The sequence below is a fragment of the Roseixanthobacter liquoris genome (assembly GCF_043195135.2).
GTDB lineage: Bacteria > Pseudomonadota > Alphaproteobacteria > Rhizobiales > Xanthobacteraceae > NCEH01.
Genome location: NZ_CM195537.1, coordinates 4,722,680 through 4,747,145, shown reverse-complemented (window position 1 = coordinate 4,747,145; position 24,466 = coordinate 4,722,680). Strand labels below are relative to the sequence as shown.

22 protein-coding genes are annotated in these 24,466 nt (G+C 68.1%); 6 read left to right on the top strand and 16 right to left on the bottom strand.

Annotated elements, in window-relative coordinates:
• The first annotated feature begins 879 nt into the window (after window positions 1-879).
• Window positions 880-1,992 carry an S-(hydroxymethyl)glutathione dehydrogenase/class III alcohol dehydrogenase gene (locus V5F84_RS21355; protein ID WP_394042840.1) on the top strand — a complete coding sequence of 371 codons (1,113 nt, stop codon included), beginning with the start codon at window positions 880-882 and terminating at the stop codon, window positions 1,990-1,992.
• Window positions 1,992-2,828, top strand: coding sequence for an S-formylglutathione hydrolase (gene fghA / locus V5F84_RS21350; RefSeq protein ID WP_394042839.1), 837 nt, complete (start codon window positions 1,992-1,994; stop codon window positions 2,826-2,828). The genes V5F84_RS21355 and fghA overlap by 1 nt, the downstream gene beginning before the upstream one ends.
• An 80-nt stretch (window positions 2,829-2,908) precedes the next feature.
• Here fghA and V5F84_RS21345 read toward each other — a convergent pair whose 3' ends face one another.
• Window positions 2,909-3,850, bottom strand: coding sequence for a 2-hydroxyacid dehydrogenase (locus V5F84_RS21345; protein ID WP_394042838.1), 942 nt, complete (start codon window positions 3,848-3,850; stop codon window positions 2,909-2,911).
• Window positions 3,851-4,067: 217 nt separating this feature from the next.
• On the opposite strand from V5F84_RS21345, the gene V5F84_RS21340 reads away from it, so the two are divergent.
• On the top strand, window positions 4,068-4,460 hold the full coding sequence (locus V5F84_RS21340; RefSeq protein WP_394042837.1) for a hypothetical protein: 393 nt from the start codon (window positions 4,068-4,070) through the stop codon (window positions 4,458-4,460).
• Window positions 4,461-4,596: 136 nt separating this feature from the next.
• Here the strand turns inward: V5F84_RS21340 and V5F84_RS21335 are convergent, their stop codons facing one another.
• A complete protein-coding gene (locus V5F84_RS21335) occupies window positions 4,597-5,742 on the bottom strand; it encodes a zinc-binding metallopeptidase family protein (protein WP_394042836.1) in 1,146 nt (381 codons plus the stop codon).
• Between the two features lie 188 nt (window positions 5,743-5,930).
• Window positions 5,931-6,251 (bottom strand): hypothetical protein, encoded by a 321-nt coding sequence (locus V5F84_RS21330; protein ID WP_394042835.1) that lies wholly within the window; start codon window positions 6,249-6,251, stop codon window positions 5,931-5,933.
• A 167-nt stretch (window positions 6,252-6,418) separates the two neighbouring features.
• Between V5F84_RS21330 and V5F84_RS21325 the strand changes: the two genes are divergently transcribed.
• Window positions 6,419-7,177 carry a hypothetical protein gene (locus tag V5F84_RS21325; protein WP_394042834.1) on the top strand — a complete coding sequence of 253 codons (759 nt, stop codon included), beginning with the start codon at window positions 6,419-6,421 and terminating at the stop codon, window positions 7,175-7,177.
• 468 nt (window positions 7,178-7,645) lie between these two features.
• Here V5F84_RS21325 and V5F84_RS21320 read toward each other — a convergent pair whose 3' ends face one another.
• The 3 genes from V5F84_RS21320 to V5F84_RS21310 all read right to left on the bottom strand — a co-directional run bounded on the left by V5F84_RS21320 (window position 7,646) and on the right by V5F84_RS21310 (window position 9,627).
• Window positions 7,646-8,332 carry a fumarylacetoacetate hydrolase family protein gene (locus V5F84_RS21320; RefSeq protein ID WP_394042832.1) on the bottom strand — a complete coding sequence of 229 codons (687 nt, stop codon included), beginning with the start codon at window positions 8,330-8,332 and terminating at the stop codon, window positions 7,646-7,648.
• 113 nt (window positions 8,333-8,445) lie between these two features.
• A complete protein-coding gene (gene msrA, locus V5F84_RS21315; RefSeq protein ID WP_394042831.1) occupies window positions 8,446-9,102 on the bottom strand; it encodes a peptide-methionine (S)-S-oxide reductase MsrA in 657 nt (218 codons plus the stop codon).
• Window positions 9,103-9,312: 210 nt separating this feature from the next.
• Window positions 9,313-9,627 carry a hypothetical protein gene (locus tag V5F84_RS21310; RefSeq protein WP_394042830.1) on the bottom strand — a complete coding sequence of 105 codons (315 nt, stop codon included), beginning with the start codon at window positions 9,625-9,627 and terminating at the stop codon, window positions 9,313-9,315.
• Window positions 9,628-9,992: 365 nt separating this feature from the next.
• Here V5F84_RS21310 and V5F84_RS21305 point away from each other — a divergent pair, with 365 nt between their 5' ends.
• Window positions 9,993-10,502, top strand: a complete 510-nt coding sequence (locus tag V5F84_RS21305; RefSeq protein ID WP_348847490.1) for a GNAT family N-acetyltransferase — start codon at window positions 9,993-9,995, stop codon at window positions 10,500-10,502.
• Window positions 10,503-10,552: 50 nt separating this feature from the next.
• A complete protein-coding gene (gene ppa, locus V5F84_RS21300) occupies window positions 10,553-11,101 on the top strand; it encodes an inorganic diphosphatase (protein ID WP_394042829.1) in 549 nt (182 codons plus the stop codon).
• A gap of 90 nt (window positions 11,102-11,191) precedes the next feature.
• Here the strand turns inward: ppa and V5F84_RS21295 are convergent, their stop codons facing one another.
• From V5F84_RS21295 to V5F84_RS21250, 10 genes are all read right to left on the bottom strand, one after another.
• The gene (locus tag V5F84_RS21295) at window positions 11,192-13,882 is read right to left on the bottom strand and encodes a nitrate reductase (protein WP_394042828.1); all 2,691 of its coding nucleotides are present in this window, start codon (window positions 13,880-13,882) and stop codon (window positions 11,192-11,194) included.
• A 13-nt stretch (window positions 13,883-13,895) separates the two neighbouring features.
• Window positions 13,896-15,524, bottom strand: coding sequence for a sulfite reductase subunit alpha (locus tag V5F84_RS21290; RefSeq protein ID WP_394042827.1), 1,629 nt, complete (start codon window positions 15,522-15,524; stop codon window positions 13,896-13,898).
• Entirely contained in the window at window positions 15,521-17,275 is a 1,755-nt protein-coding gene (locus V5F84_RS21285; RefSeq protein WP_394042825.1) for a NirA family protein, read from the bottom strand. Before V5F84_RS21285 ends, V5F84_RS21290 begins: the two co-directional genes overlap by 4 nt.
• A gap of 12 nt (window positions 17,276-17,287) precedes the next feature.
• A complete protein-coding gene (locus V5F84_RS21280) occupies window positions 17,288-18,499 on the bottom strand; it encodes an NAD(P)/FAD-dependent oxidoreductase (RefSeq protein ID WP_394042824.1) in 1,212 nt (403 codons plus the stop codon).
• Window positions 18,500-18,784: 285 nt separating this feature from the next.
• Window positions 18,785-19,213: a globin family protein gene (locus V5F84_RS21275; protein WP_394042823.1), complete on the bottom strand. Its 429-nt coding sequence runs from the start codon at window positions 19,211-19,213 to the stop codon at window positions 18,785-18,787.
• Window positions 19,214-19,228: 15 nt separating this feature from the next.
• Window positions 19,229-20,023 carry an ABC transporter ATP-binding protein gene (locus tag V5F84_RS21270; protein ID WP_394042822.1) on the bottom strand — a complete coding sequence of 265 codons (795 nt, stop codon included), beginning with the start codon at window positions 20,021-20,023 and terminating at the stop codon, window positions 19,229-19,231.
• Window positions 20,024-20,035: 12 nt separating this feature from the next.
• On the bottom strand, window positions 20,036-20,926 hold the full coding sequence (gene ntrB / locus V5F84_RS21265) for a nitrate ABC transporter permease (protein WP_394042821.1): 891 nt from the start codon (window positions 20,924-20,926) through the stop codon (window positions 20,036-20,038).
• Window positions 20,927-21,008: 82 nt separating this feature from the next.
• Window positions 21,009-22,367 carry a CmpA/NrtA family ABC transporter substrate-binding protein gene (locus V5F84_RS21260; RefSeq protein WP_394042820.1) on the bottom strand — a complete coding sequence of 453 codons (1,359 nt, stop codon included), beginning with the start codon at window positions 22,365-22,367 and terminating at the stop codon, window positions 21,009-21,011.
• A gap of 337 nt (window positions 22,368-22,704) precedes the next feature.
• Window positions 22,705-23,859: a CmpA/NrtA family ABC transporter substrate-binding protein gene (locus V5F84_RS21255; protein ID WP_394042819.1), complete on the bottom strand. Its 1,155-nt coding sequence runs from the start codon at window positions 23,857-23,859 to the stop codon at window positions 22,705-22,707.
• A complete protein-coding gene (locus V5F84_RS21250; RefSeq protein WP_394042818.1) occupies window positions 23,856-24,446 on the bottom strand; it encodes an ANTAR domain-containing response regulator in 591 nt (196 codons plus the stop codon). Before V5F84_RS21250 ends, V5F84_RS21255 begins: the two co-directional genes overlap by 4 nt.
• Window positions 24,447-24,466 lie beyond the last annotated feature (20 nt).

The window sequence follows — 24,466 nt, the reverse complement described above, 5'->3', positions numbered from 1 at the left end:
CCCTCCCCCGCAAGGGGGAGGGCGGCCTTCGTTCCGGCCTCTGCGTTCTCCTCCCCCCTTGCGGGGGAGGGCAGGGAGGGGGGTGTCTCTCCGCCTGTCCGGGCGAGGGTGGTTCGCGGCCCCATACCCCCCGCCCCATCCCTCCCCCTCAAGGGGGGAGGGCGCTCTCATCCCTGCCTCTGCGTTTCTCCTCCCCCCTTGCGGGGGAGGGCAGGGAGGGGGTGTCTCTCCGCCTGTGCGGGCGCGGGTGGTGGTTCGCGGCGCCATACCCCCCACCCCATCCCTCCCCCGCAAGGGGGAGGGCGCCCTTCATCCCGGCCTCTGCGTATCTCCTCCCCCCTTGCGGGGGAGGGCAGGGAGGGGGGTGTCTCTCCCCTTGTGCGGGCGAGGGTGGTGGTCCGGCCCCATACCCTCCACCCCATCCCTCCCCCGCAAGGGGGGAGGGCGCCCCTCATTCGGGCCGCCTGCGTTTCTCCTCCCCCCTTGCGGGGGAGGGCAGGGAGGGGGTGTCTCTCCGCTTGTCCGGGCGAGGGCGGTGGTCGCGGCGCCATACCCCCCACCCCATCCCTCCCCCGCAAGGGGGGAGGGCGTCCTTCGATCCGGCCTCTGCGTTTCTCCTCCCCCCTTGCGGGGGAGGGCAGGGAGGGGGGTGTCTCTCTGCCTTTCCGGGCGAAGGTGGATCGCGGTGCCATACCCCCCCCCATCCCTCCCCCCTCAAGGGGGGAGGGGGCCCTTATCCCGGCCTCGGCGTTTCTCATCCCGGCCGCCTGCTTTCCTCCAGCCGGCACCGCGTGTCGCAAACGCGATTCCCTGTCGGAAAGAAGGAAGCTATAGGAGCGCAGGCCCGCGCGGCGGGCGGTCACATCTGCGGAGAACGCCATGAAGACGCGCGCTGCGGTCGCCTGGGAGGCCAAGAAGCCCCTTACCATCGAAACCATCGAGATCGGCGGCCCCAAGGTGGGCGAGGTGCTGGTGGAGATCATGGCCACCGGCGTGTGCCACACCGACGCCTATACGTTGGACGGGCTGGATTCGGAGGGCAAGTTCCCCGCCATCCTCGGCCATGAGGGCGCGGGCATCGTGCGCGAGGTCGGCGCGGGCGTGACCGGCCTGAAGGTCGGCGACCATGTGATTCCGCTCTACACGCCGGAATGCCGGCAGTGCAAGACCTGCCTCTCCCAGCGCTCGAACCTGTGCACCTCCATCCGCGCCACCCAGGGGCAGGGCCTGATGCCGGATCGCACTAGCCGCTTCTCCTGTGATGGCGGCGAGATCTTCCATTACATGGGCTGCTCCACCTTCTCCAATTTCACCGTGCTGCCCGAGATCGCGCTGGCGAAGGTGCGCGAGGACGCCCCCTTCGACAAGATCTGCTACATCGGTTGCGGGGTGACCACCGGCATCGGCGCGGTGGTCTATACCGCCAAGGTGTGGCCGGGCGCGAACGTGGTGGTGTTCGGCCTCGGGGGCATCGGCCTCAACGTGATCCAGGGCGCCCGCATGGTGGGTGCCGACAAGATCATCGGCGTGGACATCAACCCCGCCAAGGTCGAGATGGCGCAGCGCTTCGGCATGACCCATTTCGTCAATCCGCGCGAGGTGGGCGCCGACAAGGTGGTGTCCGCGATCCAGGACCTGACCGACGGCGGCGCGGATTTCTCCTTCGACTGCACCGGCAATGTGGATGTGATGCGCCAGGCGCTGGAATGCTGCCATCGCGGCTGGGGCACCTCCATCGTCATCGGCGTGGCGCCGGCGGGGGCGGAAATCTCCACCCGCCCGTTCCAGCTGGTCACCGGCCGCAACTGGCGCGGCTCGGCCTTCGGTGGCGCGCGCGGCCGCACCGACGTGCCCAAGATCGTCGATTGGTACATGGAGGGGAAGATCGAGATCGATCCCCTCATCACCCACACCATGCCGCTGGAAGAGATCAACACCGCCTTCGACCTGATGCACGCCGGCACGTCGATCCGCTCGGTGGTGCTGTTCTGATGGAGACGCTCTCGCGGGCGAAGGCGTTCGGCGGGGTGCAGGGCGTCTATCGCCACGAGTCGCAGGCGACGCGCTGCCCCATGACGTTCGCGGTCTATGTTCCGCCCCAGGCGGAGCACGGGCCGGTGCCGGTGCTGTGGTATCTTTCCGGCCTCACCTGCACCCATGCGAACGTGATGGAGAAGGGCGAGTATCGCCGCGCCGCCGCCGACCACGGCATCATGATCGTGTGCCCGGACACCTCCCCGCGCGGCGAAGGCGTGCCCGACGAGCCGGACAATTGGCAGTTCGGCTCCGGCGCCGGCTTCTATCTGGATGCCACCCAGGCGCCATATGCCGAAAATTACCGTATGGCGCGCTATGTGGGGCAGGAATTGCCGGCGCTGCTGGCCGCGCATTTCCCCGCCGACATGGCGCGCCAGGGCATTTTCGGCCATTCCATGGGCGGGCATGGCGCCCTGACGCTGGCGCTGAAAAATCCCGGCCGCTTCAAGAGCTGTTCCGCCTTCGCGCCGATCGTGCAGCCAAGCACGGCGGGGTGGTCGCGCCCGGCGTTCGAGAAATATCTCGGGCCCGACGCTGCGGCATGGCGGGCGTACGACGCCTGCGCCCTCATCGAGGACGGGTATCGCTTTCCCGAATTCCTCGTGGACCAGGGGGCGGCGGATGGCTTCCTGCAAGAGGGGCTGCGGCCCTGGCTGCTGGAGGAGGCGTGCGCCAAGGCCGGCATTCCGCTCGCCCTGACGCTACGGGACGGCTACGACCATTCCTATTATTTCATCTCCACCTTCATGGCGGACCATGTGGCTTACCATGCGGAACGCCTGAAGGCGTAGGGCGCCCCTGCGAGACACAGGGAATCCCCCCAGACGCGGAGGTTCCTCCACGGAGCGGGCGTTTCCCCGCTCCGCAGGGCTCAATAGCCGAGGTGCGGGTCCACCCGGTTCAGCACCTCTTGCCCGGCGCGCACCCGGCGAATGTTTTCCGCGATCTGCGCCGCCGCCGATTTGGGAATGGCGACGGACGCAAGATGCGGCGTGATCAGCACGTTTTCCATGGCCCAGAGCGGGCTTTCCGGCGGCAGCGGCTCGTGCGCGAACACGTCCAGCGTCGCTTCGCCGACCTGGCCGGACTGGAGCGCGGCGATCAGCGCCGGCTCGTCCACGATCGGACCGCGGGCGACATTGATGAATTTTGCGCCGCGCGGCAGCTGGGAGAGGCGTTTTGCGTCGATCAGGCCGTGGGTTTCCCCCGTCAGCGGCAGCATGACCACCAGAATCTCGCAGGCCCCAAGGAAAGATTCGAGCGAATCAAGCCCGTGGAAGCAGGTGAGTCCCGGTAAATCCTTGGCGGAACGGGACCAGCCGCGCACATTGAAGCCCTGGCGCGCCAGTTCGTGGGCCGCCATGGCCCCCAATTCGCCGAGTCCCAGCACGCCGACGGTCATCTCGTCCGCCGTCCGGGGGTGCACATAATGCCAGCGGTGCTCGCGCTGGGCCTTCTCGAAGGCGGGGATGTTTCGCGCGTGACGTAACACCGCCATCAGCACGAACGAGGCCATCATGCGACCCATGTCCGGGTCCGAAACGCGGGTGATGGGCACGTCGGGCAGATCGTCCCGCGCCATCAGGGCATCGACGCCGGCGCCCAGGTTGACCACCAGCTCAAGGTTCTGAAATTCTTTGAAAAAACCGTGCGGCGGCTTCCAGACGAGGGCGTATTTTACCTCCGCTGGGTCGCCGATGTCGGGCGCGACGCGCACGTCCAGGTCCGGCATCTGGTCCCGCAGCGCCTGCGCCCAGGGCCCGGCCACATCCACCCGGCTATAGAACACCAAGGCCCGTTCGCCACCGTTCATGATCACCCCCGTGTATTGCCGGAAAATAGCCTGATGGAGGGTGACCGGCCACGTACCATAAGGCAGCCTCACGCAAGCTTGCTCCCTCACGGTGCATCATGGGAAGGCAGATGCTTTCAATCTATGCGTGTATTTTTGGTGGATTGAGAGGATAATCGCTCAAACGGCAAGCGAGCGCAGACACAAAGAATATATGAGTCTTCTCGTGGAGAGGCATATGCCCAATCAGACCATCGAAATCGACGCCGTCACGAAAGTCACCCTCGCTGCCCTGCTGAACCTGATTCGGCTGATGGGCGCGGAACTCGTGGCAGGCAAGCACCGCGACGACGTGGACCATCTGGAACGCGCGCTGCGGGCGAAGCTGAATTTCGTTCGGGAAGGGGTCGACAAGGACGATGCCGAGGCCGGGCTCGCGCTGGCGCATCAATTGCTGACGCCGGTACTGCGGCAGATCCGGGCCCAGGCCCATCTCGCCAGCGAGAGCGTGCCGCCGCTGCCGCGCGAGGCCGCCGCCGCGGCGGTCGCCGCCATGCCCGCCGTGAAGGCGCGGCGCGCGAAGATGTCGTCGTCCCCGGCCATCCGGGCCAAGCGCGCCAGCATGAACTGATGCGCCAAAAAAATTCGCGCCGGGTGGAACCCCCCGTGACCCGGCGCGTTTTCAAGGTATCACCGCCCCCCCGGTGATACCCCAAAGCCCCGCTCTCTTCCCCCCGGAGAGCGGGGCATTTCATTTGTGCCTTCGGTCAGCCCGCCTGGGCTTCCTTCCGGGGCGTGCGGCCCTCCGGCGGCCGCGCCGCATCCGCCGCCGGCGCGAGCGGCGGGGCCTCATCGCTGCGCACCAGCAGTTCGTGGATGAACTGGAGCTTCTGCGTCACCGGCAGCGAGAGCACGAAGGGATAGAGGTCCGGCTGGCCCATGGAGCGGTTGATGGAATTCACCGCCACCGTCAGCGGCACGAACGCTTCCACCAATTCCTCCGCGTCGGGCGCCTGATACGGCTTGAAATCCACCTCCAGCGCCAGCTCCGCCGCCTTGCGGATCTTCGGCCGCAGCTTGATGCCGAAGGCACCCGCGGTCTCGAGCGCGTCCACCATGTGGAGGTAGTGCGCCCAGGTCTCGGCGAAATCCTCCCACGGATGGGCCGTGGCATAGGAGCTGATGAAGGAATCCGGCCAGCCGGCCGGCGGACCCTGGTCGTAATGGCGCTGGAGCGCCTCGCCATAATCCGCCCGCTCGTCGCCGAACACCGCCCGGAAGCCGTCGAGCTTGCCGCCGTCGCGCACCAGGCGATCCCAATAATAATGGCCCACCTCGTGGCGGAAATGGCCGAGCAGGGTGCGGTAGGGCTCCTTCATGCTGGTGCGGCGCGCCTCGCGCTCGGCATCGTCCGCCTCGGCGATGTTGATGGTGATGATGCCGTTGTCGTGGCCCGTGAGCACGCGTTCCTGATCGCCGCTCGGCGTGGTGACATCGGCGAGGAAGTCGAATGCGAGCCCGCTTTCCGGCTGCTCCGTGCGGTCCGGCATGGGCAGCCGCCAGCGCAGCAGGGAATAGAACAGATGGTGCTTGGCCTGCTCCATCTTGCGCCAGCGCGTCAGATTCTCCTCGATGGAGAGGTCCGGCACCGTGCGATTGTGACGGCAGGCCTCGCAGGTGGAGCGGCCGGCATCGGCGGGGATCAGCCAGTTGCAGGCGTCATATTCGGCATTGTCGCAGAACAGATAGGGGCGGCCGCGATCGGCGAGCACGGTCCAGGCGGTACCGTCCGGCTCCACGGCGGAGACCGTGTTCTTGTCCGGCAGGTAGCCCAGGCGATATCCGCAATTCACGCAGAACCGATTGTCGAAATGCACCGGATTGCGGCAATTCTGGCATTCGAAGAGCTTCATGGCAGGGGTCTCGAACGGTCAGCGGGGACGGGGGCGCGAGAACCGCTGCCGGCGCCCCGTCTAAGGACGACGCAGCCATGCTTCGGTTCCAATCGCAAGCGCCTGGCCGCGCATTTGTGCGCGCGCCGACCGAATTGCCGCGTGCAGACCCGTTTCCGTCGCGAAGGCCGACCGCCGACGCCCGCGCCTCAGCCGATCAAGGGGTCCTGCTGGCGCTCCGGCTCCGTCTCCATGGCCGTGGGCTGCGCGCGCTCGGGGGCGATTTCCCCGACCGGCCCGCGAAACAGCATCGAAACGCCGATGACGGCGCCGACCGCGAGGATGAGCGGATAGGACAGGGTCGCCCAGATCAGGGACGAGCGCAGGGTGAGATGGCCGAACAGGCGCAGTGCCAGGCCGACGCCGGCGGGCGCGGACACGAAGCTCAGGATGGTGAGCAGGAACCTCGCGCGTTGAAAGAATGCGGCCCGGCCCTTGCCGCCCGCCTTCTGTGCGCCCGTCGAACCCATCCACAGCTCTCCCGCACCCGGCGTGGCACGCGGGTGTTCCGCGCTTTTTATGCGACGCGCAGCATGGCGCCAATATGGCGAGGCGGCCGCCCGCGCGCTTGCGTCGGCTTTTCAAGCGCCGGATTTGTGCTTAGACCTCGGGGCCAGGGTATTCGGGACGCTTGAAAATGAAGCTGTTTGGGCATGCGGTGCGGCTACCGAGCCGGGTGGCGGAAGTCGGCTGGCTGTTCGACCAGGACAAGGGCACCTTCATCTGGGACGCGCCGCGCAAGGTGGTGCGGGAGGAGCCCGCCGCCCGCCATCCGAAATCCGTGCGCTATTGCCCGGCGGTGATCGACCACGACGCCCGCCTGTTCGAGGTGGTCTCGCCCATCGACATGCATTTGCGCTTCCATGTGGACGAGAAGACCCGCGTGCCGAGCCTGGTGAACGGCGCGGGCGACCAGTCGAACATCCGCGCCAAGCATCTCGGGCAGATGATCAGCCTCGTTTCGGCGAAGGAATGGCGCCATCCCGAGCGGCCGATCCTCCAGCTCATCACGCCCTATGTGTTCGTGGCCGACGAGCCGATCTATATCAACCAGCTGCCGCCCTTCAATCATTACCGGGCGAACCCGCTGCCAGGGCTGCTGATCGGCGGCCGGTTCCCGATCGAGAACTGGCCGCGCCAGCTCATGTGGGCGTTCGAGTGGCACGAGCCGAAGAAGGACATCATCATCAAGCGCGGCGAGCCGCTGTTCTACGCGCGGTTCGAGACCATGGACCCCTCGCGCCCCATCCGCATGGTGGAGGCGGAGATGACGCCGGAGCTGCGGCGCCATATCGACGGCATGTCCGGCGTCACCAATTATGTGAACCGCACCTTCTCGCTGTTCGACGTGGCGCGCCAGCGCCGGCCGAAGAAGCTGCTCACCAAGAAGAGCTGAGCGGCGCGGCGCTTTCCGCCTCGCCCCCTCACCCGCCCGCAAGCGGGCGACCTCTCCCCGTGGGGGAGAGGTGGGGTGGGATGCGCCCGGTTCTTGGTCGGGAGAGAGGAGCGGGAGACCCCCTCTCCCCGCCGGGGAGAGGGCTGGGGTGAGGGGCGCCCGCGCGATAATGCTCCCTCACTCGCCCGCTGTGCGGTCGACCTCTCCCCGTGGGGGAGAGGTGGGGTGGGATGCGCCCGGTTCTTGGTCGGGAGAGAGGACCGGGAGACCCCCTCTCCCCGACGGGGAGGGGGGCTGGGGTGAGGTGCGCCCGTGCGGTGTTGCTCCCTCACCCGTCCGCTGCGCGGTCGACCTCTCCCCGTGGGGGAGAGGTGGGGTGGGATGCGCCCGGTTCTTGGTCGGGTGAGCAGCGGGGAGACCCCCCTCTCCCCGACGGGGAGAGGGCTGGGGTGAGGGGCCTGCGCCGTTTCAGGCGATGGTGAGGGTGATGCTCGCCACGCCCTCGACGCCGCCTTCCAGGAAATCGCCGGAGACCGTGGCGCCGACGCCGGCCGGGGTGCCGGCGAAAATCAGGTCGCCCGGCTCCAGGCGGAACAGAGTGGAAAGGGTGGCGATCATCTCCGGCACCTTCCAGATCATCTGGTTGAGGTCGCCGTCCTGGCGCAATTGGCCGTTGACGCTCAGCCAGACCCGGCCAGTGTGGGGATTGCCGATGCGGTCGGCGGGCACCAGGGCCGAGCACGGGGCGGACTGCTCGAACGCCTTGCCCACTTCCCACGGGCGGCCCATCTTCTTGGCTTCGCCCTGAAGGTCGCGGCGGGTGAGGTCGAGGCCGACGCCGTAGCCATAGACCAGGTCCAGCGCCTGCTCGACCGGCACGTCCTCGCCGCCGGCCTTCAGCGCCACCACCATTTCCACCTCGAAATGCAGGTCCGAGGTGCGCTTGGGATAGGGGATGGTGGAGCCGCTCGCGACCAGATTGTCCGGGTTCTTCTGGAAGAAGAAGGGCGGCTCGCGATTGGGATCGTGCCCCATCTCGATGGCGTGGTCGGCGAAATTGCGCCCGACGCAATAGATGCGGTGAACCGGGAAGCGATCTTGCGAGCCTTCGACGGGAAGGCTCGGAACGACGGGGGCGGGGATGACGAAGGCCATGGGACGCTCCTTCAGAGGCTCCCCGGCTTAACCGCGGCTTCGGCGTTTGGAAAGAGGCGCGGCGCCCCGGATCATCACATCCGGAGCGCCGCACGCAACGTCATGTGGCCGGGCTATTCGGCGGCGGCCGTGAGGCCGATGGGGCAGGACACCCCGGTGCCGCCGAGCCCGCAATAGCCGGCCGGATTCTTGGCCAGATATTGCTGGTGGTCTTCCTCGGCATAATAGAACGGGCCGCCGTCGCGGATCTCGGTGGTGATGGCGCCGTAGCCCTTCGCCTTCAGCGCCGCCTCATAAGCCGCCTTGGAGGCCTGGGCCTCGGCCTGGCGCGCCGCGTCGGGCACATAGATGCCGGAACGGTATTGCGTGCCGATGTCGTTGCCCTGGCGCATGCCCTGGGTGGGGTCGTGGCTTTCCCAGAACACCTTGAGCAAGTGGTCGAAGCTCACCTGCGCCGGGTCGTAGGCCACCAGCACGCCCTCGGTATGGCCGGTGCGGCCGGAGCAGACCTCCTGATAGGTGGCATTGGGCGTGAGGCCGGCCACATAGCCGACGGCGGTGACATAGACGCCCGGCACCTGCCAGAATTTGCGCTCCGCGCCCCAGAAGCAGCCGAGCGCGAACACGGCGGTCTCGATGCCCTCGGGAAACGGGCCCTTCAACGGCTTGTGATTGACGAAATGCGCGCGCGCCGTCTTCAGCGCCTCGGGGCGGCCCGGCAGGGCGTCGGCGGCGGTGGGCAGGTCCAGGGACTTCTTCGACCAGAACATGGCGGGCTCCTCTTCTGCGCCGCGCCTCGCCGGAAGGGGCGGGCGCCGGGCGCTCAACGGGTGAAGGAGGCCGTCGCGACCGCCTGGAGCGAGCCGGGCTGACCTTGCGCCCGCAGCTCGTCCGGCATGGGCTCGAACGTCTCGCGCCCCAATATGGGGATTGGCGGGCGATTGCGCGAGGGGGAAGGGTGCGCCGGCCCGCGCGGCCGGTCAGTTGGCGAGGAAGCGCGAGCGCTGGCGCACCCGCCCGAGGGCGAGAAAGGCAAAGCCGACGATCGCCAGCAGCAGGAACAGCGGCAGGCCGAGCACCGGCACCGCCGCATCGCTCCACGCCAGGGGCGAGAGCGCCGTGACCTTGGCCTGGGCGGTGGCGAAGCTGGAAGGGGAGAGCGCGGTCCAGGCATCCTGGGTGGAGGTGAGGATCAGCCGGCTGGAGGCGATGGAGCGCGTGCCATCCACCACCAGGGCGACGAAGCCGCCGGCCAGGATCCAGAAGCCGAAGAAGCGGAACAGGAAGCGGAACATCGCGTCTCGCGCTGGCACGTCCGGCGCGGGAGGCGCGCGGTTCGACAGTCCTTCCTAGCGCACTCGGCGGCGGGGTTGAACCAGGGCCGACGCAAAAGCGGGCGCGGCGGATTCATCTTGGGTGAAACTTCGCCCGAAATCGCGCTTTTGAGCGCGGCAATGTCCCCGAGAAGCGCCACGAAACCGCTGTTCGTCTGCGCTAAGTGTATGTTTCACGTGAAACATTTTTCGCGCAGGGGGCGGGTGCGGGCCGCCCGGCGGCTTTGCATTCCGGGCTTTTGGCCGGATCGGCAAAAAGTGGATGGCGCATATTCGTGACTTGAGGCCCCTTGAAGCGGAGGCGCATGTTTGCTCCTATTGCGGGCATGAGTACGGGCCTCATCGAGATACGGCGCGCGAAGCCCCAGGACGCCCCCGCCATCGCGGACGTTCATGACAGCGCTTGGCGTTCAGTCTATCGCGGCCTCATCCCCGGCCTGGAGCTGGAGCGGATGGTGGAACGCCGCGGCCCGGCGTGGTGGGAACAGGCCATCGGCCGCGGCAGCCGCCTTTCGGTGCTGATCGCCGGCGAAGGGGTGGTCGGCTACACCAATTACGGCGGCAACCGCGCCAAGAACCTGCCCTATGGCGGGGAGATCTACGAAATCTATCTCAAGCCGGTCTATCAGGGCCTCGGCTTCGGCCAGCGCCTGTTCTCCGCCGCCCGGCGCGATCTGGCCCTCGCCGGCCTGAACGGCCTGGTGGTGTGGGCGCTGAAGGACAATGCGGGCGCGGTCGGGTTCTACGAATCGCTAGGAGGGCAACCGGTCGCAGCCTCCATCGAGCGCTTCGGCACGAAAACCCTGGACAAAGTCGCCTTCGCTTGGCAGCGGTAGCCGCGCCGTCCGTAAGGGCGCGAGACCCATAGCTTCAAGTGAGTGGCCCCATGCGCATCGACGCCATCAAGATTGGCAAGAATCCGCCCGACGAAGTCAATGTTGTGATCGAAGTGCCGATCGGCGGAGAGCCCATCAAGTATGAGATGGACAAGGCGTCCGGTACGCTGTTCGTCGATCGCTTCCTTTATACCGCCATGCGGTATCCTGGAAACTACGGCTTCATTCCGCACACCCTCTCCGGCGACGGCGATCCGTGCGACGTACTCATTGCCAATACGCGCGCCATCGTGCCGGGCGCGGTCATCGCCGTGCGCCCCGTCGGCGTGCTGCTGATGGAGGACGAAGGCGGCTTCGACGAGAAGATCATCGCCGTCCCCGCGCCCAAGCTCACCAAGCGCTACGACAAGGTGAAGAATTATTCCGACCTGCCGGACATCACGCTCCAGCAGATCGAGCATTTCTTCACCCATTACAAGGATCTCGAGCCCAACAAATGGGTCAAGATCGTGCGTTGGGGCGATGTGGACGAGGCCAAGAAGCTGATTCTGGAAGGCATCGAGCGCGCCAAGAGCGAGAAGGAGCCGGCGGCGGACTGAGCCGGCGCGCGCTTCGCAAGCGTCAGGGCAGGAGGCCGGGCAGATGCCCGGCCTTTTCGTTTGAAACAGGCCTCATCCGCCCCGCCCCGCTCAGGCCGGGACGAGCGCGTCTTGAAGGATCTGCCGGATTTCCGGCAGGCAGGACCCGCAATTGGTGCCGGCCTTGAGCCGCGCGCCGATGGCGGCGGCATCCCGGTCGCCGGCCGCGATCGCCTCGGTGATGGCGCCGCGCGGCACGCCGAAACAGGCGCAGACCAGCGGGCCGCAAGGGCCTTGCGCCCCGGCCCGGCGGCCCGAGAGCAGGATGCGGCGGTCTTGCGGGGAAACCGCATCCTCCCCGAGCAGGCCGGCCAGCGCATCCCAGGCTTGGGGCGCATCGGGCGGCCCGATCAGCAGCGCGAACGTCAACCGCCCGGCCGCGTCGAAGGCGGCGGTGCGATAATGGCCGCCCGGAAGGTCCACCAGTTCCGTGCGATCCGCCGGCAGGTCGAGGCTCCCGGCCCAGTCCGCCCATTCCTGCGGCCCCGCCGCGCCCGCGAGCCGCCAGCCGAAGCCGCCCTCAAGCGCCGCGCGCGCCCACCAGGAGCCCGCCGGCAAGGGCAGGCGCGCGAGATCCAGGCGACCGCGGGCAAGCAGAAATCCGCGGCTGCGCACGGGCGCCGGGGCGAGGGTGGCCGGCGTCGCCTTCAGGTCCGGCTGGCCGGAATGGGGGTCGGTGTGCTTGTGCACGAGGGCGCCGACGGCACCGTCCGAGGCATTGGCATCGCTCCAATGGATCGGCGCGAACAGCGTGCCGACCGGCTGGCCGGCATCGATCCGCACTTCCAATGTGGCCGTGCCGTGGGCGGAGGCGACGCGCGCGAGCGCGCCCTCCTCAAGGCCGAACGGGGCGGCATCGTCGGGATGGATGGCGACGAACGGCGCGCGGATATGCCCGGCGAGGCGCGGGCTGAGCCCGGTGCGCGTCATGGTGTGCCATTGGTCGCGCACCCGGCCCGTGTTGAGCAGGAAGGGACGGCCGTCGCGGCTGGCGGGCGCGACCGGCAGCGGCGCCACGAAACGCGCCCGCCGGCTCGGCGTGAAGAAGCCCCCCTCGGCGAACAGCCGCGCGCGTCCCTCCCGCGCACCGGCCGGCACCGGCCATTGCACCGGCGCAAGGCTCTGATATTCGGCGTCGGAGAGGGTCGCGAGGCCGGAAATGTCGAAGTCGCGCGCGCCCCCGTTCTCGAAGCCGGAAAGGGCGGCATGCTCGCGGAAGATGTCGGCCGGGCCGCGCCAGGCGAAGGCGGCGCCGTGGCCGAGGCGCGTTGCCACCTGGGCGAGGGCCCACCAGTCGGGCCGCACCGCGCCGGGCAGGGAGAGAAAGGGCCGCTGGCGCGAGATGCGCCGCTCGGAATTGGTCACCGTGCCGTCCTTCTCGCCCCAGGTGGCGGCGGGCAGCAGCACATGGGGCGCGCAGGCGGCGGTATCGTTGCGCACTACGTTTTCGGACAGCACGAACAGGTCCAGCGTGCCGAGCGCCGCCCGCACCTCGCGCGCCTGCGGCAGGCTCACGGCCGGATTGGTGCCCATGACCCAGAGCGCCTTGATCTCGCCGCGCGCGATGGCGTCGAACATCGCCACCGCCTTGTGCCCCTCGGCGGTGGCGATGGCGGGCGCATCCCAGAACCGGCGCACAAGGTCCACCTCGGCGGGGGAAAAGCCCATGTGGGCGGCGAGCTGGTTGGCGAGCCCGCCCACCTCGCGCCCGCCCATGGCATTGGGCTGGCCGGTGAGCGAGAACGGCCCCATGCCCGGCTTGCCGATCCGCCCCGTGGCGAGGTGGCAATTGAGGATGGCGTTCACCTTGTCGGTGCCCACGGCCGACTGGTTCACCCCTTGCGAATAGCAGGTCACGACCCGCCGCGCGGAGCGGAACATCTCGAAGAAGCGGGCGACCTCATCGTCGAACAGGCCGGTCGCGGCGGCGGTGGCCGCGATGTCGGGGGTGCAGGCGCGGGCCGCCTCGAGGGTTGCCGCGAAGCCCTCGGTGTGCGCCGCGATGAAGGCATGATCGAGCGCGCCGGTCTTTTCCAGATGCACCAGCAGGCCGGAAAACAGCGCCGCATCGCTGCCGTGGGCGATCGGCAGGAACAGGTCGGCTTCCTCAGCCGTCGCGGTGCGGCGCGGGTCGATCACCACCAGCCTGGTGCCGCGCGCGGCCCGCGCCGCCACCATGCGACGGAACAGCACCGGGTGGCACCAGGCGGTGTTGGAGCCGGTGAGGACGATCAGGTCAGCCTCGTCCAGGTCCTCATAGGCGCCCGGCACGGTGTCGGAGCCGAAGGCGCGCTTGTGGCCGGCGACGGAGGAAGCCATGCACAGGCGCGAATTGGTGTCCACGTTCGCCGTGCCGAGAAAGCCCTTCGCGAGCTTGTTGGCGGCATAATAATCCTCGGTCAGCAGCTGGCCGGAGAGATAGAAGGCCACCGCCTGCGGGCCATGCCGCTCGATGACGGCGCGAAAGCCATCCGCCACCCGATCCAGCGCCATATCCCAGGATGCGACCTCGAGCCCGCCGCCGGCGTCGCGCACCATGGGGTGGAGCAGGCGCGCGTCCAGCGCCAGCGTCTCGCCCAGCGCCGCCCCCTTCGAGCACAGCCGGCCGAGATTGGCGGGATGCGCCGCATCCCCGGCGATCAGGGCGCCGCCGAGACCGTCCGGCGTCGCCTTCACCCCGCAGCCGACGCCGCAATAGGGGCAGGTGGTTGCGACGGCGGGGGCGGGAGGAAGTGCGTTCATGGCCGGCGTCCTCTCAGTAAACGTCGGCCTGGTAGCGGCCGGCCTTCTTCAGGTCGGCGATGAAGGCGCGGGCCTTGTCCAGATCCATGCCGCCGTGGAGCGCCGCCACATCGGCCACCGCCAGTTCCACATCCTTCGCCATGCGCTTGGCATCGCCGCAGATGTAGAAATGCGCACCCTCCTGGAGCCAGGACCACAGTTCGGCGCCATGTTCGCGGATGCGGTCCTGGACGTAGATTTTTTCCGCGCCGTCGCGCGACCATGCGGTTTCCAGACGCGTCAGGCAGCCCGCCGCCTGCATGCCGGCAAGCTCGTCCTCGTAGAAGAAATCGCTGTCGCGCCGCTGGTGGCCGAAGAACAACCAGTTCTTGCCCGGCGCCTTGGCCGCCATGCGCTCGTGCAGGAAGGCGCGGAACGGCGCGATGCCGGTGCCCGGCCCCACCATGATGACGCCCCGGGAGGCATCTTCGGGCAAGGCGAAGCCGTGCGCCTTCTGGATATAGGCCTTCAGCTTCGTGCCCTCCGGCACCCGGCCGCCGAGGAAGGTGGAGGCGACGCCGTGGCGGGTGCGCGCGCCGATGGCGTAGCGCACCGCGTCCACCGTCAGGGACAGCCGGCCGGGGGTGGCGAGCGGGCTCGACGAAATGGAATAAAGCCGCGGCTGGAGTGGCTCCAGGCATTCGATGAAGGCTTCCGGATCGGGCCTTATGCCGGGGAATTTCTCCAGCGCCGCCAGCACGTCGAGGGTCGCGGCATCGCCGTCCGGGTCCTCGCCCGCCGCGAGCGCCTTCGCCTTCGCCTTGCGCGCGCCGCCGGTGATGTAGGAGATCAGGTGAAACAGCGCGTCGGGTGCCGCGCCGAGGCAGACCTCATGCGCCAGCACGTCGTGCAAGGTCTTCTCATTGATGGGAAAATCCGCCGGAGCATGGAGCGCGGCGAGCACCGCGTCCACGAGGCCGGGATCGTTCACCGGAAACAGGCCGAAGCTGTCGCCCACGCGATAGTCGAGGCCCGAGCCCGTAAGGTCGAACTCGACATGCCAGGTTTCCTTTTCCGAGCCGGCCTTGTTCAGGCGCGAGCGGCCGAGGAACACGACTTCGCCCGGGTTCTCCCGCGTGCCGAGGGGCGCGGCAGCGGGCGTTGCGGCGGCCTGCGCCTGCGGAGCGGCGGCCGGAGCGGAATCTACCGGAGCGGAACCTGCCGGCGCGCCGTCCATCTCGGCGGCGAGCTGCTTGAGCATGCGCAGGGTTTCCTTGCCCCCCGGCGCGCACAGATTGAGCTTGGTCTCGGCGCCTGTGGCGATGGCCTTGGAATAGGTCTCGCACAGATAGCCGCACTGGCCGCAATCCTGCTGCGCCATGGCCGCCATCATGCGGCGGGGCAAGGGTTTTCCCTCCGCCAGCTTCATGCGCTCGTCGAGCGGCATGGAGGCGTCGTGCCAGGGCGCGCCGTCGTCCTCCTCCCCGGCCGAAGCGCCGCCGCCGAGCAGGATGGCGCTTTCGGACGGGGAGAGGCTGGTCGCCCCGACATCGCAGGAGAACACGCCGGCAAAAAAACCGTTGAGCCAGGAGCGCTGCTCGGCGGTGAACGGGGCGCTTTCCGGCAGGAAGGGCACGACAGGCGGGCGGGTCTGGAGGGTCATTCCACGGGCTCCGCGGCAACGAGGGATTTCAGCTGTTCGGTATCCGTGCGGCGGGTGAAGGCCGCGAACGACTCGCCGGCCGCGCGATGGGCAATCCAGGTCTTCAGGAGCTTCTCGACCAGCACCGGGGCGTCTTCCGCCTTCACGTCGCGGAACAGCTCCTCCGCGATCGCGGCGCCCGTGCCGAACCCGCCGCCCACCAGCAGGTGATAGCCGTCCACCGTGTCGCCCTCGTCATTGATGGCGACGCGCGCGCCGATGAGGCCGATGTCGCCGATATAATGTTGGGCGCAGGAATTGTGGCAGCCGGTGACATGGATGTTCACCGGCTCGGTGAGCGCCACGCGCGGGCCGCAATGGGCGCCGATGGCGCGCGCCGTGCCCTTGGTATCGGCGGCAGCGAAGCGGCAGCCTTTCGAGCCGGTGCAGGCGACCATGCCGGCCTGAAGCGCGCTCGCCTCCGCCGTGAGGCCCATGTCCGCGATCGCCGCCTTTGCTTCTTCCACGCGGGCGTCGGGAATGCCGGAAAGCAGCAGATTCTGCCATACGGTGAGCCGCACATCGCCATCGCCCAGGCGCATGGCAAGGTCGGCGAGGGCGTGCATCTGCGCCACGGTGAGGCGCCCGACCGGGAGGCCGACGCCGATCCAGTTCAGCCCTGCCTGTTTCTGCGGATGCACGCCGAGATGGGCCATGCGGTCCGCCTCCGGGCGCGGCAGAACGGCTTCGGCGGGAATGCGCAGCAGCGGGTGGCCGAGCTTTTCCTCAACGGCCAGAAGGAATTTCTCGAAGCCCCAGGCATCGAGCACATATTTCAGCCGTGCCTTCTTGCGGTCGGTGCGATCGCCGCTGTCGATGAACACGCGCACGATGGCATCCGCGATGCGGGTCGCGTCCCTGGGTTGAAGGATCACCCCGGTGTCGCGGGCGAAATCCTTGTGGCCGGTGATGCCGCCGAGCGCGAGGCGGAACCATACGCCCGGTTCGACGCCGAAGCCCGCGCGCACCTCCACCGCCTGGAAGCCGATGTCGTTGGTATCCTCCAGCGCGCCGATGCGCCCGGCCCCGTCGAACGCCACGTTGAACTTGCGCGGCAGGCCATACAGGGCGCGGGTGTTGAGGATGTAATGGTGCCACTCCCGCGCATAGGGACGGGTGTCCAGCAATTCCTGCGGGTCGATGCCGGCGGTGGGCGTGCCGGTGACGTTGCGGATATTGTCGCCGCCGGTGCCGCGCGCCGTGAGGCCGAGGTCCACCAGCTTCTCCAGCAGGATCACGCCGTCGGCGGCCGGAATCTCGCGGATTTGCAGATTGGCGCGGGTGGTGACGTCGCAATAGCCGCCGCCATGGTCGCGGGCGATGTCGGCGATGCCGCGGAACTGCCAATGGGTCAGGATCCCGTTGGGCATGCGCATGCGGCACATGAAGCTGTCCTGCGCCGGAGCGACATAGAACAGGCCGTTGTATTTCCAGCGCAGGATGTCCTGCCCCTTGGGGAATTCCCCCGCCTGGGCGGCGTCCTTCATGCGGGCATAGCTGTCGAGGCCCATTTCCTCGCGCTTGGCCTTTTCCTCGGGCGAGAGCTTCCTGCCCTCGGCCTCGGTACGGGCCATGGCCGCAAGGCTTGCGGCATCGGGACCGGTGGGTGCGACCGGGGCGGAACCGGGCGCGCGCGCCACCCGGGCCACCTGGGCGCCGGAGACGAAGCCTTCGAGATAGCGTTTCTGGTCGATGGTGAAATCGCCGCCCATGTTTTTTTCCTCTCAGGCCGCGGCATCGCGCGCGACCGGCCCGAAGGCGAGGTCCGCGCGCATGGCCGCGATGGGGGTGCGGTTCGTGATCAGGTCGAGATAGAACAGGCCGTCGGCCGTATCGCCGTAGAGCACGGCGCCGATCAGCAGCCCGTCCTTGACGATGAGCCGCCGGTAGATGCCGTGCGCGCGGTCGGTGAGCACGATGTCTTCCGTGCCGGGGCCGCCGGTGACGTCGCCGGCGGAGAAGACGTGCACGCCCGACACCTTGAGATTGGTCGCGACAGCGCTGCCTTCGTAGCGCGCATCCTCCCCGGCGAAGCGGCGGGCGAGCACGCGGGCCTGCTCATAGGCCGGCGCCACGAGGCCATAGACGGCGGCGCGATGCTCGGCGCATTCGCCGATGGCGTGGATCGCGGGATCGTCCGTGGCGAGGGTATCGTCCACCAGCACGCCGCGATTGCAGGCAAGCCCGGCCGCGCGGGCGAGGTCCGCATTGGGCCTCACGCCGCAGGCCACGACCACGATGTCGGCGGGGATCAGCCGCCCGTCGGCCAGCCGCAGGCCGGTGACATGGTCCGTGCCCTCCACCTGGGCGGTGGACGCGGTCAGCAGCACCTCGATGCCCCGCGCTTCGACCGCCTGCCGCAGCAGCGCCCCGGCGCGGGCGTCGAGCTGGCGTTCCATGAGCCGGTCCATGAGATGAATAAGGGTGGTCTGCGCACCGGCCCCGGCCATGCCGCTCGCCGCTTCCAGGCCCAGCAGGCCGCCGCCGATCACCACGGCCCGCGTGCCGGGCTTCGCCGCAGCCATCAGGGCCGCGACATCCGCGAGATCGCGGAAGGTGCGCACGCCCGGCAGGTCCATGCCCGGCACCGGCAGGCGGATGGGATGCGAGCCGGTGGCGAGCACCAGGTGCCGATAGGGCAGATGGCCGCCGTCCGCGAGCGCGACGGTCTTCGTCGCGCGGTCGATGGCCGTGGCGGGATTGCCGTAGAGCAGCGTGACGCCCCGGTCGCGCCACCAGGACGCCGGCTTCAATTGGGCCTCGGCGACCGCCACCTTGCCCGCGAGCACGTCGGAGAGCAGCACGCGATTATAGGCGAGCTGCGGCTCCGCGCCGACGACCGCCACCGCGTAGCGGCCCAACGCGCGCTGCGCCAGCTCCTCGCACAGCTTGGCGGCGGCCATGCCGTTGCCGATGATGACGAGGGGATCAGCCATGGTGCGCGCCCTCGATGGGGGCGAGGGTGTCGCGATGCAGAGGGCAGCCCCCTCTCCCCGAGGGGGAGAGGGCTGGGGTGAGGGGTGTGTTTTCCCAAGCTCTGTCGCGTCCGCGCCCCAACGCCTCCCTCCCCCCTTGTGGGGGAGGGCTGGGGAGGGGGGTGCGCTCTCCGCCGAACCCGGCGCAGGTGATCCGGGCGGCGCCATACCCCCCACCCCGACCCTCCCCCACAAGGGGGGAGGGGGCTGGAATGCGAAGGGGACGAAGCGGGGCGCGCATGATCGTCACGCGGCCGGGGCCGGCGCCGCGTCCGCCGCGGCGGCGATCATGACCGAGGACAGCAGTCCATAGGCCTCGCCCCAGGCCTCCTTCACGTCGGGCGTGAACTCTTGGCCGAGGCCCTGTTCCAGCGTCCACAACAAGGCCGCGCCGACGGGGGGATAATGTTCGTCCTTCACCCCATAGGCGACATGGCGCTTCGCCAGCGCCTGCGCGGCGGGGACCACGGCTTCGAGGTTGGACAGGCCCTTCACCACGATGGCGAGGGTCGCCATCAGCTTGCGGCCCTGCTCGGTCATGTCGCCCTTGAACAGGGGCTTCACCTGCGGTGCGATCTCGAACAGGCGGCCGTAGAACAAAGCCGCCGCCTGCTCGGAGATGGGCGCCACCTTGGCGAAGGAGGATTGGATCAGGTCGATCTGCGCGGGGGTCATGGGGGCGTTCTCCGCTCAGGCCGCTTCCACGAAGCGATGCCGCTCGTGGAGGAATTTCAGCACCGCCTCGCGGGCCTTGAGATAGGTGGGGTTGGCCACCAGTTCGAGCCGGCGGCGCGGCCGGGCGAGGTCCACCGAGAGCACTTCGCCGATGCGTGCGGAGGGGCCGTTCGTCATCATCACGATGCGGTCGGAGAGCAGCACCGCCTCGTCCACGTCGTGGGTGATCATGAGGATGGTGTTGCCCAGCGTCGCGTGGATCTGCATCACGCTGTCCTGGAGATGGGCGCGGGTCAGCGCGTCGAGCGCGCCGAACGGCTCGTCCAGCAGCAGCACCTTGGGCTGCATGGAGAGCGCGCGGGCGATGCCGACGCGCTGCTTCATGCCGCCGGACACTTCCGCCGGGCGCTTGTCCTTGGCGTGGGCCATCTGCACCAGTTCGAGATTGTGCAGGGTCCATTCGTCCCGCTCGGCGCGGGACTTGGCGCCGGAGAACACCTTGTCCACCGCGAGGCGGACATTGTCGTAGACGGTGAGCCAGGGCAGCAGCGAATGGTTCTGGAACACGACCGCGCGGTCCGGCCCCGGCGCGTTCACCTCCCGCCCGTCCAGGATCACGCCGCCGGAGGTGGCGCCGGTGAGACCGGCCACGATGTTCAGCAAGGTGGACTTGCCGCAGCCGGAATGGCCGATGATGGAGATGTACTCCCCCTTGGCGATTTCCAGCGAGACATCGCGCAGCACTTCGGTGGTCGCCGCGCCGCGGGTGAAGGTCTTTCCGACCTGGCTGAGTTCGAGATAGGCGGTCATGGGAAAGCCTCCTCAGGCGGATGCGGTGCCGCGGGTGACGAAAGCGGCGATGCCGGCGACGAGGCGGTCGAGGGCGAAGCCCACGACGCCGATGTAGACCAAGGCGACGATGATGTCGGGCAGGCGGGAGGAGTTCCACGCATCCCAGATGAAGAAGCCGATGCCGACGCCGCCGGTGAGCATTTCAGCGGCAACGATGGCGAGCCAGGACAGGCCGATGCCGATGCGCAGCCCCGTGAAGATGTAGGGCGCCGCCGATGGCAGCATGATCTTCCAGAAGAATTCGATCTGGTTCAGCCGCAGGACCTGCGCGACATTGCGATAATCCTGCGGGATATTGCGAATGCCCACCGCCGTATTGATGATGATCGGCCAGATGGCGGTGATGAAGATCACGAAGATCGCGGAGGGATTGCTGTCGCGGAAGGCGGCCAGCGCCAGGGGCAGCCAGGCCAGCGGCGGCACCGTGCGCAGCATCTGGAAGATCGGGTCCAGGCCGCGCATGGCCCAGACCGACTGGCCGATCAGGGCGCCGATCAATATGCCCACCACGGCGGCAAGGCCGAAGCCCACGGCCACCCGTTGCAGCGAGACCAGCACACGAAGGCCGAGGCCGATGTCCTGGGGACCGGCGACGAAGAACGGATCGAGGATCAGGTCCTTGCTGTCCGCCCAGATGCGGCTCGGCGGCGGCAAGGTGGCGCCGGGGCCGGAGCACAGCAGCTCCCACACCAGCAGCAGCAGCACGGTCATCACCAGCGGCGGAAGAATGTTCACGGCGGCGCTCGTGAGCCACGTGCGAAGGCGCGTCCTCATTGGCGGACGTGGGCGCGAGAGGCGGACCACTTCGGCCGCCGGACGTTTTGGCACCGGCGCAGGTTCCTTGAGAGCGGTGACGGACATGGGGCAAAGGCTCCCGATCTGAGGTCTGTTCAACGTGCAGGCGAGGGCGCCCGCGCCCGGATGGCGCGGACGCGAAGGCGGCTCAGACTTCGACGCGCTTGATGCCGAGGCTCTTGAGGTAGGCGGTCGGGTTCGCCGGATCGAAGGTCTTGCCGTCGAAGAAGGTTTCCGTGCCGCGCGAGGTGGAGGTGGGGATCTCGGCCGCCGGAACCGAGAGGTCTTTCGCCGCCGCGCGCCAGATGTCTTCGCGGTTCACCTTGTCGACCAGCGCGGAAATATCGATGGTGGGCTCGAACTTGCCCCAGCGGATGTCCTCGGTGATGAACCAGGCATCGTGGCTCTTGAACGGATAGGACGCATGGTCCTTCCAGAATTTCATATATTGGTCGGAGCCCTTCACGACCCGGCCGTTGCCGTAATTGATGTCGCCCTTCAGGCGGCCGATGATGTCAGCGACGGGGACGTTGAACCACTGGCGCTTGCCGACGATCTCGGCCAGCTCCTGCTTGTTCTCCATCTTGTCGCACCATTGCTGGGCTTCCAGCACCGCCATCACGATGGCCTTGGTGGCATTGGGATTCTTGTCCACGAAGTCGGCGCGCATGCCGAGCGCCTTCTCGGGATGCTCCTTCCAGATCTCGCCCGTGGTGCAGGCGGTGAATCCGATGCCCTGGTTGACGAGCTGCTCGTTCCAGGGCTCGCCGACGCAGAACGCGTCCATGTTGCCCACCTTCATGTTCGCCACCATCTGAGGCGGCGGCACGACGATGGTGGAGACATCCTTGTCCGGGTCGATGCCGGCGGAGGCGAGCCAGTAGCGGATCCACAGATCGTGGGTGCCGCCCGGGAAGGTCATGGCGATCTTCACTTCCTTGCCCTCGGCCTTTTTCTTGGCGAATGCCGCCTTCAGCGCCGAGGCATCGGTGGTGACCGTGAGATCCTTGTATTCGTTGGAGACCGAGATCGCCTGCGCATCCAGGTTGAGGCGCGCCAGGATGTACATGGGGGTGGGCGCGTTGTTCTGCGTCACCTTGCCGGTGGAGATGAGGTAGGGCATGGGCGAGAGGATGTGCGCCCCGTCGATGCCGTTGGCCGCGCCGCCGAGCACGAGATTGTCGCGCGTCGCGCCCCAGGAGGCCTGCTTGACCACGTCGACGTCGGGCACGCCGTACTTCGCGAACAGCCCCTTCTCCTTGGCGATCACCAAAGGCGAGGCGTCCATCAGCGCGATATAGCCGAGCACGGCCTTGGTGGTTTCCGGCGCTGCGGCCCAGGCGGAAGGCACGCCGCCCGGAAAAGTCATGCGCACCGCGTCGAACAGCGCCGCCGCGCCCAGGGCGGCCGCGCTGCTCTTCAGCAGCGAGCGGCGGGCCGGAGAGGCGGGCAGGTCGTCCTGGCGGACGATGGGCTGGCCGGGCCGGGTGGTCGAAAACTCGGTCATTCTGGTTCCCCTCTGGTCGGCATCTGTGACGGGTCAGAAACGAAAAAAGCCGCGGACAGCACGATGGCGCGGTGCCATCGGTGTCAGCGGCTTTGCTGAAGGTCCCGTCAGTGGGACGAATTTTTTGACGCGGACATCATTGGCCGCGTCTGGGATTCATCTATTCAAGATGTGTGCCAGACCGGTCTCGACATAAGATCGTTGAAAATACTTTGAATTTTGTATGCCGTAATTTTGTGCAGGCGCATTGCGTGGCAGTGCGCTGCAAAAATTCCATGCATTTGATGCACGATTGTGCGTCCCGGCGGTCCCAAAATCGCGCGAGGGCGGGCGAAATCTAAGGCTTAAGGGAGGCCTCGGGCCCGGTTTCAAGAAAGCGCACGGCATCGAAGGGGGCGCCCAGCCGGGTCGCCACGCAGTCCGGCTCGGCGGTATGGTGCACCGGGGCATGGCCCACGGCGTGGTCGAAAATGTCGGGCCGGTAGACCGAGATCGCCTCGCGCGCCGCGTCGGGCGCCCATTCCCCCTGGTGGGCCTCGACGATCTGGCTGTACATCCACAACGCATGGTCCGGCGCGGGCCGGTTGGCGCCGTCGCGATGCAGGACGAGATAATCCTTATGCGCCCGCAGCGGGCCGCCCGGCGCGGTGTGGAGCCGCCCGTCCAGGGTCCGCCGCAGCACGTCGGCGGGCAGGGAGAGATGGCGCGGCTCGCCCAGCAGGCGGGCGAGATCCTCATGGTTGGCCGGGTCCTCGCACCAGCGCGCGGCGGCATAGAGCGCCCGCACCAGGCGATGCAGCACGTCCGGTTCGGTATTGGCAAAGCGGGCGTGCACCCCCAGCACCTTCTCCGGCACCCAGCCGAAGATTTCCGCCCCGAGCACCGCGATGCGGCCCACGTCGGCATCCACCGCGACGCTGTTCCAGGGGCTGCCGACGCAGAAGCCATGCACGAGGCCGTTGCGCAGGCTCTCGGCCATGAACGGCGGCGGAATCACCACGAGGCGCACGTCGCGATCCGGATCGACGCCGCCGGCTTTTAGGAAATTGCGCACCAGATAGGTATGGGTGGAGAAGCTGTAGACCGAGGCGAAGATCAGGGGCTCGCGCCCCGCCGCGCGGCGCTGCGCCACCACCTGGCCGAGCGCGCGCGCCGCCCCGGGCGCGGTCGAGAGGTCGATGCCGGTGTCGCCCATCGCGGCATAGACATCCTTGGCGATGGTGAGGGCACTGCCGTTGAGATTGAGCGCGAACGGCACCACCAGCGGCACCCGCACATGGCCGAGCCCGAGGGAGGAGGCGATCGCCAGCGGGCCGAGCATGTGGGCCCCGTCCAGCAGGCCGACATTCACCTTGTCGCGGATATTGGCCCAGGAGACCTCCTTGTGGAGATCGATCTCCAGCCCCTCGGCCATGGAGAAGCCGCGCTCGGCGGCGGCGATCAGAACGGCGGCGTCGGTGAGGGGAATGAACCCCATGGCAAGGCGTCTCATCGCAACATCTCCGCGGCGGTGATGACGGATTGGGCGATGTCCACCATCCGCTTCTTTTCGTTCATGGCGGTGCGGCGCATGAGGGCGTAGGCCGCCTGCTCGTCGATATTCTTCATCTTCATGAGGATCAGCTTCGCGCGATCCACCAGCTTGCGTTCCTCAAGCTGGCTCTTCGCCTCCTCCAGCTCCTCCTTCAGGCGGGCGAAGGCGCGGAAGCGGGAAATGGTGGTTTCCAGGATCGGCTTCACCCGGTCCTTGCGCAGCCCGTCCACCACATAGGAGGCGACGCCGGCGGCGATCGCCGCCTCGATGGTCTTGCCGTCGGACTGGTCCACGAACATGGCGACGGGGCGCTTCACCTCGCGGCTCATCTGGAACATCTGCTCGATGGTGTCGCGGCTCGGGTCTTCCAGGTCGATCAGGATCACGTCCGGATCGATGGCGTAGATGCGCTCCAGCAGGTTCTTGTGGCCCTCGACGCGCAGCACGTTGACGTAGCCCGCCTCGCGCAGTCCCTCGCTGAGGATGGCGGCGCGCACCGGGCTCTCGTCGACGATCACGATACGCAGGTTCAGATCACTGGCCATGGGATCCGCGGGCTGGAGCC